General features: G+C 42.2%; 15 protein-coding genes. 6 read left to right on the top strand and 9 right to left on the bottom strand.

Annotated elements, in window-relative coordinates; translation table 11 throughout:
* The first annotated feature begins 17 nt into the window (after positions 1 to 17).
* The gene (locus H6F42_RS01635) at positions 18 to 1,700 is read left to right on the top strand and encodes an iron uptake porin (RefSeq protein WP_190397603.1); all 1,683 of its coding nucleotides are present in this window, start codon (positions 18 to 20) and stop codon (positions 1,698 to 1,700) included.
* 79 nt (positions 1,701 to 1,779) lie between these two features.
* Here the strand turns inward: H6F42_RS01635 and thrC are convergent, their stop codons facing one another.
* The 5 genes from thrC to H6F42_RS01610 form a co-directional block, all read right to left on the bottom strand.
* The gene (thrC, locus tag H6F42_RS01630; protein WP_190397602.1) at positions 1,780 to 2,880 is read right to left on the bottom strand and encodes a threonine synthase; all 1,101 of its coding nucleotides are present in this window, start codon (positions 2,878 to 2,880) and stop codon (positions 1,780 to 1,782) included.
* Between the two features lie 243 nt (positions 2,881 to 3,123).
* The gene (locus H6F42_RS01625; RefSeq protein WP_190397601.1) at positions 3,124 to 3,303 is read right to left on the bottom strand and encodes a (2Fe-2S) ferredoxin domain-containing protein; all 180 of its coding nucleotides are present in this window, start codon (positions 3,301 to 3,303) and stop codon (positions 3,124 to 3,126) included.
* Between the two features lie 123 nt (positions 3,304 to 3,426).
* Positions 3,427 to 4,269, bottom strand: a complete 843-nt coding sequence (locus tag H6F42_RS01620; protein ID WP_190397600.1) for an Npun_R2479 family HD domain-containing metalloprotein — start codon at positions 4,267 to 4,269, stop codon at positions 3,427 to 3,429.
* A gap of 360 nt (positions 4,270 to 4,629) precedes the next feature.
* Positions 4,630 to 6,405 (bottom strand): NB-ARC domain-containing protein, encoded by a 1,776-nt coding sequence (locus H6F42_RS01615; RefSeq protein WP_190397599.1) that lies wholly within the window; start codon positions 6,403 to 6,405, stop codon positions 4,630 to 4,632.
* A gap of 930 nt (positions 6,406 to 7,335) precedes the next feature.
* Positions 7,336 to 8,547 carry a class I SAM-dependent rRNA methyltransferase gene (locus tag H6F42_RS01610; protein WP_190397598.1) on the bottom strand — a complete coding sequence of 404 codons (1,212 nt, stop codon included), beginning with the start codon at positions 8,545 to 8,547 and terminating at the stop codon, positions 7,336 to 7,338.
* A 278-nt stretch (positions 8,548 to 8,825) separates the two neighbouring features.
* Here H6F42_RS01610 and H6F42_RS01605 point away from each other — a divergent pair, with 278 nt between their 5' ends.
* The gene (locus H6F42_RS01605; RefSeq protein ID WP_190397597.1) at positions 8,826 to 9,287 is read left to right on the top strand and encodes a transcriptional repressor; all 462 of its coding nucleotides are present in this window, start codon (positions 8,826 to 8,828) and stop codon (positions 9,285 to 9,287) included.
* Between the two features lie 103 nt (positions 9,288 to 9,390).
* On the opposite strand, the gene H6F42_RS01600 is transcribed toward H6F42_RS01605, so the two are convergent.
* Entirely contained in the window at positions 9,391 to 9,837 is a 447-nt protein-coding gene (locus H6F42_RS01600; protein ID WP_190397596.1) for an SRPBCC family protein, read from the bottom strand.
* Positions 9,838 to 10,276: 439 nt separating this feature from the next.
* On the opposite strand from H6F42_RS01600, the gene H6F42_RS01595 reads away from it, so the two are divergent.
* From H6F42_RS01595 to H6F42_RS01580, 4 genes are all read left to right on the top strand, one after another.
* A complete protein-coding gene (locus H6F42_RS01595; protein WP_190397595.1) occupies positions 10,277 to 11,302 on the top strand; it encodes a rod shape-determining protein MreB in 1,026 nt (341 codons plus the stop codon).
* Between the two features lie 11 nt (positions 11,303 to 11,313).
* Positions 11,314 to 12,060 (top strand): rod shape-determining protein MreC, encoded by a 747-nt coding sequence (mreC, locus tag H6F42_RS01590; RefSeq protein ID WP_190397594.1) that lies wholly within the window; start codon positions 11,314 to 11,316, stop codon positions 12,058 to 12,060.
* Positions 12,061 to 12,606 carry a rod shape-determining protein MreD gene (gene mreD, locus H6F42_RS01585; RefSeq protein ID WP_190397593.1) on the top strand — a complete coding sequence of 182 codons (546 nt, stop codon included), beginning with the start codon at positions 12,061 to 12,063 and terminating at the stop codon, positions 12,604 to 12,606. It abuts the gene before it with no gap.
* A gap of 184 nt (positions 12,607 to 12,790) precedes the next feature.
* Positions 12,791 to 14,224 (top strand): nucleobase:cation symporter-2 family protein, encoded by a 1,434-nt coding sequence (locus H6F42_RS01580; protein WP_190397592.1) that lies wholly within the window; start codon positions 12,791 to 12,793, stop codon positions 14,222 to 14,224.
* Between the two features lie 82 nt (positions 14,225 to 14,306).
* On the opposite strand, the gene H6F42_RS01575 is transcribed toward H6F42_RS01580, so the two are convergent.
* From H6F42_RS01575 to ispF, 3 genes are all read right to left on the bottom strand, one after another.
* Positions 14,307 to 14,999, bottom strand: a complete 693-nt coding sequence (locus tag H6F42_RS01575) for a hypothetical protein (RefSeq protein ID WP_190397591.1) — start codon at positions 14,997 to 14,999, stop codon at positions 14,307 to 14,309.
* A gap of 71 nt (positions 15,000 to 15,070) precedes the next feature.
* Positions 15,071 to 16,849: an ABC transporter substrate-binding protein gene (locus H6F42_RS01570; RefSeq protein WP_190397590.1), complete on the bottom strand. Its 1,779-nt coding sequence runs from the start codon at positions 16,847 to 16,849 to the stop codon at positions 15,071 to 15,073.
* A 91-nt stretch (positions 16,850 to 16,940) separates the two neighbouring features.
* Positions 16,941 to 17,417, bottom strand: coding sequence for a 2-C-methyl-D-erythritol 2,4-cyclodiphosphate synthase (gene ispF, locus H6F42_RS01565; protein ID WP_190397589.1), 477 nt, complete (start codon positions 17,415 to 17,417; stop codon positions 16,941 to 16,943).
* Positions 17,418 to 17,526: the final 109 nt, after the last annotated feature.

Genomic DNA, 17,526 nt, shown 5'->3' with positions numbered 1-17,526 from the left:
CTGGTGAGGAGTGATTTATGAAGGCTTATTATTTGGCTTTGACTGGAAGTTTAGGACTACTGGCTATGGCTGGTGGAAATGCAGCGATCGCCACAGTTCCTAATAGCCAAAGTGACCCACTAGCCCAAAATGTCACATCGGTATCGCAACTAAGTGATGTTAAGACAACGGATTGGGCTTTCACTTCATTGCAATCTTTGGTAGAACGCTATGGTTGTATTGCAGGATATCCCGATCGCACCTATCGGGGTCAAGCTGCCCTGAGTCGTTATGAATTTGCTGCAGGGTTAAATGCTTGTCTGGACAAAATCAACGAAATCATCTCGTCTGGTTTAGCGGATAAAGTCAGTAAAGAAGATCTAGCATCTTTGCAAAAACTGCAAGAGGAATTTGCTTCAGAACTCTCGACATTGAGGGGACGAGTTGATTCGTTAGAAGCCAAGACCAGTAAATTAGAGGAACGCCAGTTTTCGACCACGACAAAATTGACTGGGCAAGCCATCTTTGCGATAACTGGTGGTGGCAGTAGTACTAGTCCATTCCTAAGCTCGACCAATGCACTTGCAGGAAATACACTGAACTTACCTCCTGACAATGGCTTGCCGATCGCTGGTAGTGGCAACGTTAATACCACAGTCAATGCAAGGGTAAGACTTGACCTGAATACGAGCTTTACGGGTAGCGATCTTTTGCTGACTCGCCTTGAAGTCGGCAATGGTGGAGGAACGGCTGGCAGCGTGTTGGGAAACCCTTTAAATGAATTCAGTAATGTGGGTTTCAATACTTTTCGCCTTGATTATGCGGGCAATAGCTCTAACTTTACTTTGGCGAAATTGCGCTATGACTTCAACCTTGGCAAAGATGTCAGGGTTTCTCTAGGTCCTGTGATGCATGTCTATGATCATGTGGATAAGAATAGCTTTGCTAATGATGAAGCTGCTGACTTTTCCTCGACATTCTTCATCAATAATCCTTTAGTTGTACTGATCAATCCCCAAACAGGTGGAGCAGGTGGAGCTATTGATTGGAACCCTAACGGCGGCGATTTTAACTTTCGCGCCCTCTATCTTGCCGCTAATGCAGGTACGCCTAGCCCTGTCGCAGTAACAGCTGGCTCTGCCATTTCTCGTAACGCTGGTTTTGGTGGTGATCCCTACCAAGGCACGGTGGAGTTAGAGTATTCACCAAAGCGTAATGGGGAAAAAGGTGCTTTTTCGATTCGTCTGCAATATACCAGAGGTACTGTGAATAACCTCGACTTTAATACAGGTGGTATTAATGCAGAATGGGCTTTTTCTAAAGGAGTTGCTATATTTGGTCGCTATGGCTTTGGTAGTATCGACAATCGCGGTACAGCCGTTGTGGGCAATAATGTTTTGGGTGATCCTACCTTTAACTTTAGTAATGCGAGTGCTGCTAGTGGAACTACCTCAAGTTTTAGTCCTCAAACCTTTGCGATCGGTTTAGCATTTCCTGATCTATTGAAACAGGGTTCTCTTGCCGCGATCGCCGTGGGTCAGCCCTTTATTGAAAGTAAGGTTGGTAATAGCACCCAAACCAATTTAGAGGCTTTCATTCGATTCCCTATCACCAACAACATTACCATTACTCCCGATCTTCAGTTGATTTTTAATGCTAATAACAACAGTGCCAATAGCACCGTAACCGTCGGTACTTTGAGAACTGTTTTTAGTTTCTAATCTAAGAGAAATGGCGACGCTTCGCGTCGCCATTTCTCTTGGACATAAAAGAAGTGATGCTTTGCATCACTTCTTTTTACTAAAAGCCCATGACCTTAGCGACGCTGGTAATGTCAGGGGCAATCCCTTTATGTAACTTGGCTTCGGCACAGGCGATCGCGGTGTCAGGGTCTTTAATTCCATTTCCTGTGAGTACACAGACAATCGTTGCTCCAGAAGGAATTTGATCGCTGACTTTGAGCAAACCTGCTACAGAAGCAGCACTGGCGGGCTCACAGAAGACCCCTTCTTCACCTGCTAAAAACTTGTAAGCTGAGAGAATTTCCACATCGGTGACGCTATGGAAAGCTCCACCGCTTTCTTCGCGCACCTTAAGCGCCTTTGCCCAGTTTGCAGGATTGCCGATTCTGATGGCTGTAGCGATCGTTTCAGGTTTTTCAAAGACTTGACCTGTGACTAGGGGGGCAGAACCTGCGGCTTGAAATCCCATCATGCGAGGTAGTTTCTTTGACTTGCCCGATGCATAGTATTGCGAGAAGCCCATCCAGTAGGCGGTAATATTGCCCGCATTACCCATAGGGATACAGAGCCAGTCGGGAGCATCACCGATCGCTTCGACTAATTCAAAGGCGGCTGTTTTCTGCCCTTCAAGACGATAGGGATTGACCGAATTAACTAGCGTGATCGGGAATTTCTCCGACATTTCCCGCACAATTTTAAGAGCTTGATCAAAGTTGCCATCGATCGCAATTACTTCGGCTCCGTAGATTAAAGCTTGACTTAATTTACCCAGCGCAATCTTGCCATCGGGAATTAATACAAAAGCTTTGAGTCCGCCACGCTTTGCATAGGCTGCTGCTGCTGCGGAAGTGTTACCTGTACTCGCACAAATTACCGCCTGCGATCCAGATTCCTTAGCTTTAGAGATCGCCATCGTCATACCGCGATCTTTAAAGCTGCCAGTGGGGTTGAGTCCGTCATACTTGAGCAGGACTTTGATATTGCGTCCTAGCTTTTCGCTAAGGGCGATCGCGGGAATTAGGGGAGTATTGCCTTCATGCAAAGTGACAATTGGGGTTTGGTCAGTAACTGGCAAGTAGTCCGCATAGCGACATATCAGTCCGGGCCAACCATTAGGAACTGTAGTTGCCGTGTAAAGATCGAGACGGGTATCAATCACGCTTTCTTTTAATAAATGCTTATAAATTGTTAAACCGAGTTTAGCCCTATACTAATTTCAAAATCCGCAGGGGGTTTGAGTGGTACTGGCAAACAAGTATAAGCTTATATATTACTGCAAATAGTTGCTGCTATAGCGATGGCTCTTGTTAAGTGCCGAAGAAGCTGAATAAAGAATCAGACTTTCGATGGTGAGGCTCAGCCTCACCATCGAAAGTCTGGTTCTTTATTTTGTGGCAAAGCCCTAATAGTCGAGAAAGTAGCGATCTAGCAGCCCAATTACTTGTACAGATTGGACGTGACTTTGGCGCAAGTTCATGGGCATAAAAACTAAATTAGGCGCTTGATGGCATTGCTTTTGGCAACCCGTTTTTTGGATCTGGAGGCGATCGCTAAGTCCGCGATCGCTTAATTCTGCTTCCAAAATTTGATAAATCTTTTGGCCGCCACTCTGCCAACAGTGTGAATTTTGGCAAATGAGAATGCAAGTTAAATTGGGTTTTCTCTTAGCGATCGCCATTACAATTTAGGGTTTGGTTCAGTCTCTCTATGCTTGGTATTCGGGCTTTTCATGCTCAACTACAAAAACGTTGGAATACAGGTGAGCTACGATTTCTTGTCCCTGTTGGGTCAGAGATAGATAATACAAAGCATCCTTGACGAAGGGATAAACGTTTGTCCAATAAAACTTAGGATAATTGCGGCGCAAATCTCCGGGGTGGGCGTATCCGAGAGCAGCATTAACGCCTGTCTCTTCAAATTCATAAAACAATGCGCCAATCTTTTTGAGATAGCGGGGATCGCTAAGCTGTCCAATTAAATCCGCCGATCGCACCAGTCCCGCAAAATTGGTGGTTTCTTGATGATCTCCAGTTTTCGGCACAGGAAATCGAGTTAGCTCAATATTGCGGCAAACTTTTTCGGCTTTAATGAGGGCATGATTGGCGAAACGCTGATTGACAAATAACTTAGCGCGATCGACATGGTAAGGCGTTAAACCCGCATCCGAGGCTCCGGGGGGTAGCTCCACCATCGCATCACCGATACCTGTGGCATATTTGCCATTGCCATCCTGAAGACATACGCCCTTAACGTAGCCAATGTCATGGCATACCAAAGAAATAATGTAATGCAACCAATCTTCGGGAGATACTCTGCCTTCCCGAATATGCTTACCGCGCAAAATTTCCTGACCTACCAATGTCACTAATATCGTATGTTCCACATTGTGGTAGAGGGCATCACTATTGGCGATATTTTCGAGAGCCATATTGCCAGCCCAACCGATAATATCTTCATAGTCATGCATATAGCCGCCATAGGTTCGGCGATATCCTAGTTTTAATTGCTCGACAAAGTTATTAATCAGTAGCTCAGTTGCATTAAACATAAATTTTCGTATACCTATGTACAGCCAAAACCTACCCTAGATCATAAGCCCAACTTTTAGTTTTGAGGCGATCGCCAAAAAGTAATACGCAAACTAAAAAATGGCTACGCCATTTTTAGTTTTGAAAAACCTTACTGGATTTGGTTTTTAAAGCCCTTAAAATAAGCAATTTTTGGCATTCATATACTTGAACACCAAATATCTAGAACCCCCTCTAACTCCCCCTTTCAAGGGGGAGAACTCAGACTTCCTCCCTTCCAAGGGGGGACTGAGGGGGGTAGGAATTTGTAAAGTCCGTCAAGTATATTAACGCCCAATTTTTGGGGTTGCGGCATCGCCGCAACCCCAAAAATTGCTTCTTTAAGAAATTTCCATATCCATAATCAGCTGCAAATTATGGACTGCATAACACAAAGTGATCAAAGTGCTATTTTCATACATTTGCAAAAGTTCACGACAATTTGCTAACAAGACCTCTTGACTAAACCAGCGACTACCGAGAACTGCCCGAATCCGCGAGATTAAGAGTCTTTTCTGAATTAGTTGAATTTCTTCAGGAGATTCTGCTTGCAAAATTGAATGACTACATAGCAGTCCCGATCGCTCGATTTGCTTAGTTGATAGAAGTGACAAAATATTTTGGCAAATCTGCTCGATAAATCTTCCCAACACATATTTCATTACCACAGGCTCTAAGGTATAGCCAATAGCTGGGTAAGGCTCTTCTCCCGCTGGTAATAAATTCGCGAGTTCTATATCCACAATCTGGAGTAGCGATCGCCGCCTGAGGGATTCTAAAGTAGAAATCGTAACTGAGCGCGGAGGTTGATCGCTTAACCAACTATGAATTTGCTCTTGCGTAACTGGTCGAGAGGCGATCGCCAACCAATAAATAACCTGTATTTCTGTCGGTTGTAAGCGCTCAAACTGCTCGTCTAAAAGATCTTGGAGAGCATCATCGAGGACAACAGTACTCGAACGTAAAAGGCTGGCAATATTGCCATTAAACTGCTCTTGCACAATATTAGCGACAATTTGCAAGGCAAAAGGATGGCATTGATAATGCTGGACTAAGTCAAATAATTTTGGAGTTTGGGGATCGATTCCTCTAGATATCAAAATCTGACTTGCTGCATTCACATCCAGCCCCTTAAGAGGTAAAACTCGATAAACAGAATTAGCTAGTTTTTCCTTCTTGACAATTTCAATAGGCATCTCGCGGCTGATAATGATGCAGCAACTGTTGTGTTCATTGGTGGCTACCGATCTTAATAGCTCTCCATAATCGCTATGTTCACGCTGATAAACCCCTGTACGATTGCGATCTAACACAACTTCCCAATCATCCAGCACTAATAAACAACGTTGCGATCTCAACAAGCTGAGTAATTGAGAAATGCCTCGATCAACATTTTTAATCACTGGGACATTTGCATCATCGCAAATATCGGTAATCACATCGCTCAAAAGCTCTTGAATTGGTGGGGCATGGCGTAGCGATCGCCACACAATATTCGTAAAAGCATTTTCTGGATTATTGCCTTGAATTTCTTCAATTAATTTATAAGCTAAAGATTTTTTGCCAACTCCACCAATGCCGATTAACGCTGCAATTCTACTTTTTTCTTGCACAATCCATTCTTGAAGTTGCTGAAGTTCGGCTTCTCGACCATAAAATTCCAACAATTCAGGCAACTCTCTACTAGTTGGAACCGATGATTTTGATTGATTCCTAGTAAGTGAAGAATCATTAATTACTTTAAAGCGATCGCTTTTTTCCTCAGGAATCGGGCGATCCCAAATACGCTCATAAGTAAAAGATAAAGTGTTATCTTGAATTCTTTTTTGTAATGAAAGAGTATATGACCAAATATTTGAACGACCCAACCTATCTACGGAAGAAATTAATCCTATAGACTGAAAAAGATTATTTAGTTTTTTCCAAAACTTAGGCGATCGGTTAGTTTTTAAATATCCAATAGTACAGGCACTTTTAAGATCGTATTCCAAATAAATTTTTTCTACAGTTAACCCATTTAAAGCCCCAATCAGTAATTGTCGATCTAAGTAATCTAGCGGTACTTCATAATTTTGGCAGGTAGTCAATATAAGGGATGTCCCTTCTTCAATATTCATGAACCTCTCTAATTAACTCCTGTAAATTCCGATTAAGCACATCATTTTAATTGAAGTTAAATTAAAAATATCATTTTATTGGATGACATTTAACATAAATTTAGGAGATTATAGAACTAGTAATAATTTTAGAAAAACAGTCTTATAAACTTAGTCTTAAAATATATAAACTCTATAAACTAGATTTATAGAGTTTATAGGCTTTGCTGATTTTTTAAGGCTAAAACTGTTTTTCCATTAAACACAATTCTCCCCAAGAAAAATGTTCAGATTGTGAGATTATGTTGCTCATTTATTAATTATAACTATAGCAATCCTAAATAATTCCTGTGAAACAGAAGCTTATTAACAATTATCTTAAGCCCCTTGCTTTTCTCACAAATGAAATAAAATTGCTATATTTAAGTTTAAATATTAAATAATTAGAAAATCTTGAAAATCACTCCAAAGTAATATTGCTATGGAATAGATTACTTAGCTGTGATTAAGGTTTGTTTAAGATGATTTTGATAGAGATCATTTAACTGTGGAACATTTGATAAAGGCAAGGGAATTAAGCTCTTTGTTCTGGGCTTGGCAAAACCGTGTCGCCGCCAAAGTGAGACTATTCCATTTTGATATTTCTAATGATTGATTTAAATCAATTACAACTATAGATTAAATACATAGAGAGCTATAGCAAAGCAAAAGTTAGCCCGTACCAACCAAAACCCCAAAAGCGAGTTGCGGCGCGAAGCGCCGCAACTCGCTTTTGGGAGTTTTATGTCCTAAACAAAACTTACATTGCTAGATCTTAAAACCCAAGCAAATTTGGAAAAAGCCTGCTTTGCAGGCTTTTTCCAAATTTGCTATGTACTACTAATTTGATGAAGGCAAGGGGCTTAAGCCCCTTGCCTTCATCAAATGTTCCCAAGTGAGATGCTCTCTCGATTAAATTACGCTTAAAACTAATCCCTTCAGATAAGCCCCTTCAGGATGAAAAATACTTGTAGGATGATCAGCAGGATGATGGAGATGATCCAAAATGCGAATAGTCCGTCCTGACTCGATCGCCGCCGCCGTCACTGCGCCTGTGAAATTCTCCACATTCACCACCTGCGAGCAGGAAAAAGTAAACAGCAATCCACCACTTTTTAATTTTGCCATCGCCTGTAAATTTAAGCGCTTATAAGCTTGCATTGCCGAATGCCTCGCGGATAGACTCTTCGCAAAAGCAGGAGGATCAAGCACGATCGCCTCATAATCAGAGTCGCATTGCTTTAAAAAATCAAAGACATCACCCGTAAAGGATTGATGAATAGCTTGGCGATCGCTGTCGAAATTTGCCGCAATATTCCGATCCGTCCATTCCATCGCCTTCGCCGAACTATCGATCGAATGCACTTCCTTTGCCCCTGCCGCGATCGCATAAACCGAGAAGCCGCCCGAATAGCAGAAGGTATTTAAAACTTTTTTCCCAGCCGCATACTTGCCAAACAACCGCCGATTTTCTCTTTGATCCAAGAAAAAGCCTGTTTTCTGACCTTTTTCCCAATCCACAATAAAGCGATGTCCATATTCCAAAACTTCCGCACTATCAGCCGATTTCTCGCCAATCAATAAACCATCCTGAGACTGAGCTTGTGATTTGCGCGAAAGCGTCGCTGAGCTTTTGTCATAAACTGCTTGCAAGCGATCGCCCGCCTGTTGATCATAAATTTCCTTCAAAATCTCCGCAATATCTTGACGATAGCGATAAGTTCCTAAGGAATGGCATTGCAAAACCGCCGTATCACCATAAATATCAATAATTAATCCTGCTAAGCCATCCCCTTCCGAATTAATTAACCGATAGCAATTGGTTTCTGGATTATCAATTAAACCTAATTGCTTTCTCAAAATAAAAGCTTGCTTCAGGCGATCGCGCAGTAAGCTTTGCATCGACTCCACAGGCTGAAACGATAGCACCTTAATCGCAATGCTACCCAAGCCCCATAAGCCGATCGCCAAAAATTTGCCATCCTCGCTATAGGCTTCGACCAAATCGCCATCATGGACTTCACCTTGGAGTTTAGCGATCGCACCCGAAAAAATCCAAGGATGAAAACGCTGAACCGCATCGACTTTTTTACGATGAATAATCGCACGGGGCAACGATGGCATGGCTAATTACTTTAATTTACAGAGATTTTTAACCATAGCATAAGTAGCTACACTGCAAAACTGGGTCACCCGCGCATTGTACGCCGTAGTTTTACAGGCTGTTCACTAATTAAGTGCTTGTGCAAAATAAATTCCCAAAACCCATAAAGTTGCGCCCCGTCGGGGCGCAACTTTATGGGTTTTGGTTTGTAATTAATTATGCCTAGCTAATTAAAAGCATTGCTTAGCACTGCTTTTAATTATGCTATTCTCAAGAAGCTATCGTTATTGATAATGCTATGACTTCCGTGGAGACCACCTATTCACCTGAATCCCTCAAAGCTGAACTCAATTCAAAGGGTTGTCGGATGACTCCGCAACGCGAGGTGATTCTAAATACATTCCAAACTCTCCCCGAAGGCGAGCATTTAAGCGCTGAAGATCTATATGAAAGATTGAAAACTCAAGGTGAAAATATTAGCCTATCCACTATCTATCGCACTGTAAAAATGATGGCACGGATGGGAATTTTACGGGAATTAGAACTTACCGAAGATCATAAACATTACGAAATTAATCAGCCCAGACCCCATCATCATCACCATCTTGTCTGTGTCAAGACCAATCGAGTGATTGAATTTAAGAACGATCAAATCCTAACGATTAGTAAAAAAGTTGCAGATAAATATGGTTTCTCAGTTCTAGACTGTCAACTCACAATTATTGGAGTTAGTCCCGAAGGACAAAGATCTATCTTTTAATAATCCTAAATAGGCAAGGATCGGCGGCGCTTCGCGCCGCCGATCCTTGCAATATAAATCCTTTTCTTTTTGGGATTATCAAACTTTTAAAAAATTTTTCTGCTTAGCTTGCTTTTGCAAAGTCCTCTTGGGCATAAACTTTAAATCGGTCTAAATCCTCTTGCAAAGTAGTCTCAACAATCTTTCCTAAAAATAAATTATCCATTAGCTGCCCGATCGCAGGAATGGCATAGGCAATACTTAGCTTCACGATAGTAGTTTGATTAGGGCGACCGTAAAAGCGAATAGCTCCGCGATTAGGTAAGCCCCCAATCGACTCCCATTGCATAATCTGATTGGGAATTTGTTTGAGAATCCGAGATTTCCAAGTAAAGGTTAAGCCGTTCGTGCCAAGCTTCCAAGCCGATATTTCAGGATCATCAGTGATTACTACAGAGTCAATCCACTTCATCCAACGGGGCATGGCGCTTAAATCTGACCACAACGACCATGCATATTCCACAGGAATACTTACTTCGGTTTGTACGGTATGTTCTAGCCAATCACTCATTGGATAATAGTTAATTGTTAATAATTGTTATGTATCTTAATCATATCGCAACAAACCAATCCAAGGTTTTTAGATTTAAAAAATAGCCTTGCCACTGCATTAAACCTAAAAACCTCACAAAGTAAGTAGCTACTCCCTTCCCACCCAAGAATTAGCTAGGTGGGGCTTCGCGCCGCATAGCTAAATTCTTGGGTTTTAATGTCTATTTTTAGGCTGGGAAGGGAGTAGGCTTAATTAATTCCAAATCAAGACCCGTAAAGTTGCGCCCCTACAGGGCGCAACTTTACGGGTCTTGGTAATTTATTTTGTACAAGCACTTAAATATCACCCTCCTAAAGTATCGGCTTCAGGGAATAGTGGTTAAGACTAGACTAAATGACAACAATCGTAATAAAATTTAAAGGCGATATAGCTAGTTTGACCACTGGAAGAGTTTACTGTGGGTTTATTACGCCATTTTACAAAAGACATCGGCATTGACCTCGGTACTGCCAACACACTTATATATGTGTCTGGGGAAGGTATCGTGTTGCAAGAGCCATCAGTTGTTGCGATCGATCAACGAGATAAGACTGCCTACGCAGTTGGAGATGAGGCAAACAAAATGATCGGGCGCACCCCTGGTGACATTATTGCGGTGCGTCCCCTCAAAGACGGAGTAATAGCAGATTTTGACTCTGCGGAATTAATGCTTAGAGCATTTATTCAAAAAGTCAAAAAAGGAGTATTTAATCCTCGCATTGCGATCGGCATTCCTAGTGGCGTTACAGGCGTAGAATGGCGAGCCGTCATGGATGCGGCGCGTCGTGCTGGTGCGAGCGAAGTTTACCCCATTGACGAACCCATTGCCGCAGCGATCGGGGCAGGGCTGCCTGTAACCGAAGCTACGGGTAACATGATCATTGACATCGGCGGTGGGACGACCGAAGTTGCGGTTATGAGCTTACAAGGCATTGTATTGAGTGAGTCTGTACGTGTGGCAGGTGATGAACTCAGCGAAGCCATCATGAAGTACATGAAGACCGTTCATAACCTCGTAGTTGGGGAACGCACTTCTGAAGAAATCAAAATCAAAATTGGCTCAGCCTATCCAATTAAAGAAGAAACTTCAATGGAAGTGAGAGGTTTACACCTATTGTCAGGTTTGCCCCGCACCGTTACCGTTAAGTCTTCAGAAATTCGAGAAAGTATGAGTGAGCCACTTTCGGTAATCATCGAAGCCGTAAAGAGAACCTTAGAACGGACTCCTCCTGAACTTGCTGCCGATATTATCGATCGCGGCATTATGTTGGCTGGTGGTGGTGCTTTACTCAATGGTATCGATACCCTGATTAGCCATGAGACAGGCATTGTCACGCACATTGCTCCAGCACCACTTAATTGTGTGGTGATTGGTGCGGGTCGAGTACTCGAAGACTACAAAAATCTTGGTCGTGTACTCACCAGTCGCTTGAAAAATTTATAGGTAAGTTTTTCATGGATTCAATTCGTAGTTGGTGGGAGCGTTATAGTTTCCAGACTGCTATCGTTGCAACGGGGCTTGGTTTGGCTTGGTTTATTCGCCAAACCAATGGTGTTGCAATTATGGAAACTTATCAATTTTTTAGTCGCCCTTTTCAGGCAAGTGTATCTAAGCAAGAGTTATTGCAAGATGCTCAAGTACGGGAACTGCGCTACCGATTGACTGAGCTAGAATCTCAAAACCAGCAGATGAAGGAGCTTTTAAAGGTAAAAGTTAGCCCCACCGATTCTGGCGTTTGGGCTGTAGTAATTGGTCGTGGTGCTGATTCTTGGTGGAATCAAATCTTAATTGGTAAGGGCAGTAATGACGGCATCAAAGCTGGCTCGGTCGCTGTCGCTCCCGGGGGCTTAGTTGGGCGTGTCACCCATGTTTCTCCTAATAGCAGTCAAATTTTGTTAATTAGCGATCCTAATAGTCAAGTGGGGGTAGTCGTTAGTCGGAGTCGCTTTACGGGAATGCTAAAGGGGCAAAGCCAAAATACTGCTACTTTAGAGTTTTTTGAGCGTGATCCTGACGTTAAGATCGGGGATATTGTCCATACTTCGCAGTTCAGCACTTTGTTTCCTGAAAGTGTTCCTGTCGGTAGGATCAAGTCAATTAATTTAGATAAGCAACCTTCTCCTGAGGCGATCGTCGAGTTTTCGACCCCTCTGGGTTTATTAGAATATGTAAAGGTATATCCTTTTCAAGAGAAGCGCTAAATGCTCGATCGCAAGGTGTCTCTAGCGACAAAAGTGGTGAACTGGTCTGTAACAGGTGGTTCGCTATTTGTTTGTGTGTTGGCGATGTATACGCGATTTCCGGGAATGACTTTGGCGGGAATTGCGCCCAATTGGTTATTGATTTGGTTGGTGACATGGAGTGTTAATCGTCCTGTAATCTTGGCGACCATGGCAGGAATAGGACTGGGACTTTTGCAAGATAGTATGACTTTTGCAGCAGTACGAACTTCTCCGACCCATGCTTTAGGCTTAGCGATCGCTGGTGGTTTAACTGCTTTGCTCCAAAAACAGCGATATATGCAAGAGGATTTTATTTCGATCGCGCTGATTGTGTTTGGTATGGCGGTAATTGTGGAGACGATGCACGCCATCCAACTAACTGCCATGGGCGCAAGTATGGATAATGTGTGGACTTTACAGCAAAGAATTGCTCTCAGTTCCGCGATTCTCAGCAGTCTATGGTCGCCAGCAATTTATTTTCCGCTCAGTCGCTGGTGGCGATCGCTAGAAAGAAAAGATGAGTAGTCATCTTTGCATTGATGAAATTAAATAATTTAAGAGAGTACAGTCCGAAGGACTGTACTCTCTTAAATTATTTAGGGTTGTTATATAAGACTGATTTTTATCTTTTGTATTTATTCTAGCGGAATTAATAAATCTAGATGTATACAGTATACACAAATATTTAAAGCAATTAAAATATCAATATATGCAAGCCAATATAGATTTAAGTGCTAGTGATGAGGTTGAGGTTAGCGAGGCATCCGAAATAGTAAAATCTGGACTAATTTATGGCTTGAATGATCATCCACCAATTGCAGAATCTATTTTTGTCGCTTTTCAACATGTTTTGGCTGCTTTTGTGGGGATTATTACTCCTCCCATCCTTATTTGTAGCAGTTTAGGGCTAGATGCCGCCAATACCAGCTATTTAATTAGCATGTCGCTTTTTGTTTCGGGTATTGGAACCTATATTCAATGCAAAAAAATTGGACCGATTGGGTCGGGGCTGCTAAGTCTGCAAGGTACTAGTTTTGCTTTTTTAGGACCTATTTTGGGAGTTGGAACAGTGGCTCTGCAAGGCGGAAGCACACCTGAACAAGCCTTAGGTTTAATTTTTGGAGTTTGCTTGTTTGGGGCTTTTGTCGAAATTATCTTAAGCCGTTTTTTGCATCTCCTCGATAAAATAATTACTCCTGTAGTTTCAGGAACTGTGGTGATGATTATCGGTTTAGGATTAATCAAAACAGGAATTATCAGCCTTGCGGGAGGAATAGTTGCTTTAGAAAAGAATAATGGTTCTTTTGGAAGTACGCAAAATCTTGTCCTTGGCGGCACTGTTTTACTAATTGTAATTATGCTGACGCTTTCTAAAAATCGCTTTTTACGCATGGGCGCGATCGCGATCGGGTTAACTATTGGCTTTATTATTTCTATCTTGCTGGGTCTTGTAAACTTCAGTTCTCTAAGTCAACAGCCGTTATTTAGAATACCCGTTCCCTTTCGTTATGGGATTAGTTTTGATTTGACATCATTTTTGCCGATTATTTTAATTTATCTATTAACAGCGATCGAAACTGTGGGTGATTTGACGGCAACTTCATCGGTATCGGGTCAGCCTCTCACAGGTGGCGTATATCTTCGTCGCATTAAGGGCGGTGTTTTAGGTGATGGCATCAACTCTCTGATTGCCGCCGCATTCAATACCTTCCCCACGACTACCTTTAGCCAAAACAATGGCGTAATTCAAATGACTGGTGTTGGTAGTCGTTATGTAGGTTTTTATGTCGCAGGGATTTTTATGATTCTCGGTCTATTGCCCTTTGTGGGTGGCATCTTCCAAACTATTCCCCAGCCAGTATTGGGCGGAGCTACCTTAGTCATGTTTGGCTCGATCGCGGTTGCGGGGTTAAATATTATCGTATCTGCGGGAATTGATCGTCGTTCGATGATTATTGTGGCAGTGTCTCTAGGCTTAGGATTGGGCGTAATATTTGTACCTGAAGTTTTTGTTAATAAGCCACCAATCTTTCAAAATCTTTTTGGCTCATCAATTTCCACTGGAGGTTTGACAGCTATTCTGCTGAGTTGGCTATTACCAAATCATGAAGAGGAGTCAATTGTTTTATCTCCCAAAAAGTGAATGATAAGTGTTGTCACTTGCATTAGTACAAACCAAAACCAAGAAGCGAGTTTCGGCGCTTCTTGGTTTTGGTTTGTACGGGCTAATTGGTATTAACGGGAGAAATTATTCCAAAAAGAATCAGCATAATTCCCATTAACGTTATTACAACAGCACTACCAAAGATATTAGTCTTTAGCGATATTGGCAGATAAGCAGGCTTGAGCCAAAATCTTAGTCTCTTTGATATAAAAGGCATTACTACTAAGCTTAAAATCGTGGAAGTGATTAGGTTGTTAACAATCATCGAATTCGCCAATGACCAAGATTGCATGATTCCTAAACGGGAAAAAATAAGGGATTGCAACATAACTATCGGATAAAGCCCTAGAACTACTGCAAGAATTTGTTTCCATCGGGAGGGTCCCAGCCCTGCATATTCAGCATTACCTGATTGCATCGAAAACCAACCTTCTAAACCTGTGGTGAAAGATTTGAAGCGATAGGCGTAAAAAATATCCTGACCAGATTTTAATAATTTGAGGCGATCGCTTGATTCCATCCATTTATTGAGGTGATTTGGCGAATCAAAATGAATAATGTAGTACCACTTGACTACGGGATCTTTACAAACAAGTGGTGGGCAGAGGTCGCAGCAAAGAAAACCTTGGCATTGCTTAGCGTCTTCTACAAGTAGTTGATACCAATGTTTAAATTCGGCATCCTTTCCTTCAGGAACTATATGTTCCGTAACTAGACTGGAGTAGAAAAGTTTTTCTAGGCTTGGATGTTTCATAAAAGTCCCAAATAAAGTTTTTGAATTGTCATTTTGCCGTAGGCAAAATGACAACTTCTATAGGTATTACTTTAAGACTTTAATTTTAACTGCTCGACATTCCACAAAGCGCCTGTTACGCCCGTACTACCAGCCAAGGCTGAGGGTATAGCATTTTCAATGCGATCGCGCACCGCAACAAGATATAAAGGAACGGTTAAATGAATTAGTGGCAGTTGCTCCTGTACTAGTTGTTGATACTCTGCGTAAATCACTTTGCGCTTAGTTTCGTCTAACTCTTGCGCTCCCTTAATCATCAGATCATGAATTTTTTGTTCCCAATCCGCAACTTCACGCCCAATAAAAGGCTTTTCTTCGCCTACATTACCCTTGTTAAATAAATGGGAATCTCCATCGGTAGCCCAGAGATTAATGGAACTGTTTGGTTCTGCGCCACCCGTAAAGCCGAGGATCGTGGCATCCCATTGTTTAGAGTTATTCAGTTTATCGGAGATAATCCGAAATTCCACAGGGTTAAAATCAATTTTCATCCCGATTTTTTCTAAATCGTTTTTAATCTGTGCGCCTAAGAGAACTCTTCCACCCGCAGGAGTCAATAAAGTAAATCGAACAAGATTTTCTTCGGAATCAAGGAGTTGCTGCTCAGAATTGTATTTATAGCCAGCCTTCAATAAAATTTCCTTAGATTTTTCGGGCAGGTAGTCATAGGCTTTTAGCCCTTGCTCTGGTGAAAGGTAATAGGGACTACCAATAGAGACGGGCGAGTTTTGCGTTTGTGCTAATCCTCTGGACAAATTCGTAATCATTGCTTCCCGATTCAAGGCATGGGCGACTGCTCGACGAAAATTAACATCGTTAAACCATTTCGATTTAATCGGATCGACAAAGGGCTGATTGGTTTTAGGATCTCGTCCCTTATTAAGGTTAAACATAATAAAGGACTGACCTGTCGCGGGCCCAGCATTATAAATTTTGTAGCGATCGCGTTGTTCAAAACGCTTTAATAATTGATAGTCCTCTCCTCGGAGCCGATACATATCTAAATCCCCTGAACGGAACCGCAGTAGGGCGGTATCAGGAGATTCCACAACTTGCATCACAAATTTTTCAATCTTAGGAGTTCCTTTTTTCCAATAGTAGGGATTTGGCTGGTAGATAATTCTTTCGGAAGGACGGTATTCCTGCATGATGTAAGCGCCATTACCAACTAATTGATTAACGGGCGTATTGAGTGTCCATGTTTCTAAGAATTTAATTTTTTTGTCATTGGGATTTTCTACGACTGTAGAAGCAAAAACATGTTTAGGTAAAATACTCGTGCCGCCAATAGTCCGCAGGGCTGGGGCAAAAGGTTCACTCATGAAGAAGGAGATGCGGCGATCGTCTAGCTTCTCAATCTTTGGTAAGGTTTGAGATTTCCCAATTCTTAATACATCACGACTACCTGAAGGAATCTTCTCGTTAAAGATAATGTCTTGAAAGGTAAATAGGACATCGTCCACGGTAAGCGGTTGACCATCTGACCATTTGAGGTCTGGACGCATTGTAAAAATAAGTTGTTTGCCTTCTTGCTGAAATTCCCATTTCTCTGCCAGTTCTGGCTCTAATTGTTTGGTGAGGGGATTTTCGACAATTAGTCCTGTGAGGGTGTAGCTCATCGCAATGCCACTATAGGCATCATTAACTAGAATCGGATTAAAGGTTTTAATATCGCTATCTAAGGGAACAACTAGGCGATCTTTGAGGGCTTCGGACTTAATTGAGCAACCCCAAAGCAGCAGTGAACACATGCCGATGATCAGCAGCAAGATGGCGGCTTTCCATTGTTTGACCCTAGTTCGTTTCTGCATACTTCTTTTCCCGATCGCCATTTTTTTTTCTTATCTTTATTTAGAAACCATTCTCATGAAATAGTATAGTCAGCCTGAAGTGCTGGCTATACTATTTCACCAATAAAACTACCGCATGAACAGCGATCGCCTCTTTCTGACCGATCGCATCCATCCCTTCATTAGTCGTAGCCTTGACGCTAACGCAATCGATCGGTAAATTCAGGGCTTGAGCTAGGCGATCGCGCATTGCTTTAATGTGGGGCTTTAACTTAGGGGCTTCCGCAATAACCATCGCATCAAGATTATTCACTCGCCAACCCTGTGCGCCGATTAATTCCTGCACCTGTTGCAATAACATCATGCTATCGGCTCCTGCCCATTGGGGATCAGAGGGTGGGAAATAATGCCCAATATCGCCAAGGGCAAGCGCTCCCAACATCGCATCCATAATCGCATGGGTCAATACATCAGCATCACTATGACCCAGTAAGCCTTTTTCGTAGGGAATTTCAACTCCGCCCAAAATCAGGCGGCGATCGCTAACGAGTCGATGCAGATCATAACCATTGCCAATGCGAATATTCATAGATGATTTGTTGAGCTTAACTATTTACAATTTTAAACCCAAGGGCTTCGCTGTCAGGAAGATGGTAGAAGGTTTGCTTTGCAAACCTTCTACCATCTTCCTTGGAGTT

The sequence above is a fragment of the Pseudanabaena sp. FACHB-1998 genome (assembly GCF_014696355.1).
In the GTDB taxonomy this organism is placed as follows: Bacteria; Cyanobacteriota; Cyanobacteriia; order Pseudanabaenales; family Pseudanabaenaceae; genus Pseudanabaena.
This window is presented reverse-complemented; position numbering and strand designations above follow the sequence as displayed.

What these genes read in the sequence shown, in the direction of transcription:
- H6F42_RS01635 (WP_190397603.1), top strand. Translation starts at nt 18, where the DNA reads ATGAAGGCTTATTATTTGGCTTTGACTGGAAGTTTAGGACTACTGGCT.
- H6F42_RS01620 (WP_190397600.1), bottom strand. Translation starts at nt 4,269, where the DNA reads ATGTTTAATGCAACTGAGCTACTGATTAATAACTTTGTCGAGCAATTA.
- H6F42_RS01615 (WP_190397599.1), bottom strand. Translation starts at nt 6,405, where the DNA reads ATGAATATTGAAGAAGGGACATCCCTTATATTGACTACCTGCCAAAAT.
- H6F42_RS01610 (WP_190397598.1), bottom strand. Translation starts at nt 8,547, where the DNA reads ATGCCATCGTTGCCCCGTGCGATTATTCATCGTAAAAAAGTCGATGCG.
- H6F42_RS01605 (WP_190397597.1), top strand. Translation starts at nt 8,826, where the DNA reads ATGACTTCCGTGGAGACCACCTATTCACCTGAATCCCTCAAAGCTGAA.
- H6F42_RS01600 (WP_190397596.1), bottom strand. Translation starts at nt 9,837, where the DNA reads ATGAGTGATTGGCTAGAACATACCGTACAAACCGAAGTAAGTATTCCT.
- mreC (WP_190397594.1), top strand. Translation starts at nt 11,314, where the DNA reads ATGGATTCAATTCGTAGTTGGTGGGAGCGTTATAGTTTCCAGACTGCT.
- mreD (WP_190397593.1), top strand. Translation starts at nt 12,061, where the DNA reads ATGCTCGATCGCAAGGTGTCTCTAGCGACAAAAGTGGTGAACTGGTCT.
- H6F42_RS01580 (WP_190397592.1), top strand. Translation starts at nt 12,791, where the DNA reads ATGCAAGCCAATATAGATTTAAGTGCTAGTGATGAGGTTGAGGTTAGC.
- H6F42_RS01575 (WP_190397591.1), bottom strand. Translation starts at nt 14,999, where the DNA reads ATGAAACATCCAAGCCTAGAAAAACTTTTCTACTCCAGTCTAGTTACG.
- H6F42_RS01570 (WP_190397590.1), bottom strand. Translation starts at nt 16,849, where the DNA reads ATGCAGAAACGAACTAGGGTCAAACAATGGAAAGCCGCCATCTTGCTG.
- ispF (WP_190397589.1), bottom strand. Translation starts at nt 17,417, where the DNA reads ATGAATATTCGCATTGGCAATGGTTATGATCTGCATCGACTCGTTAGC.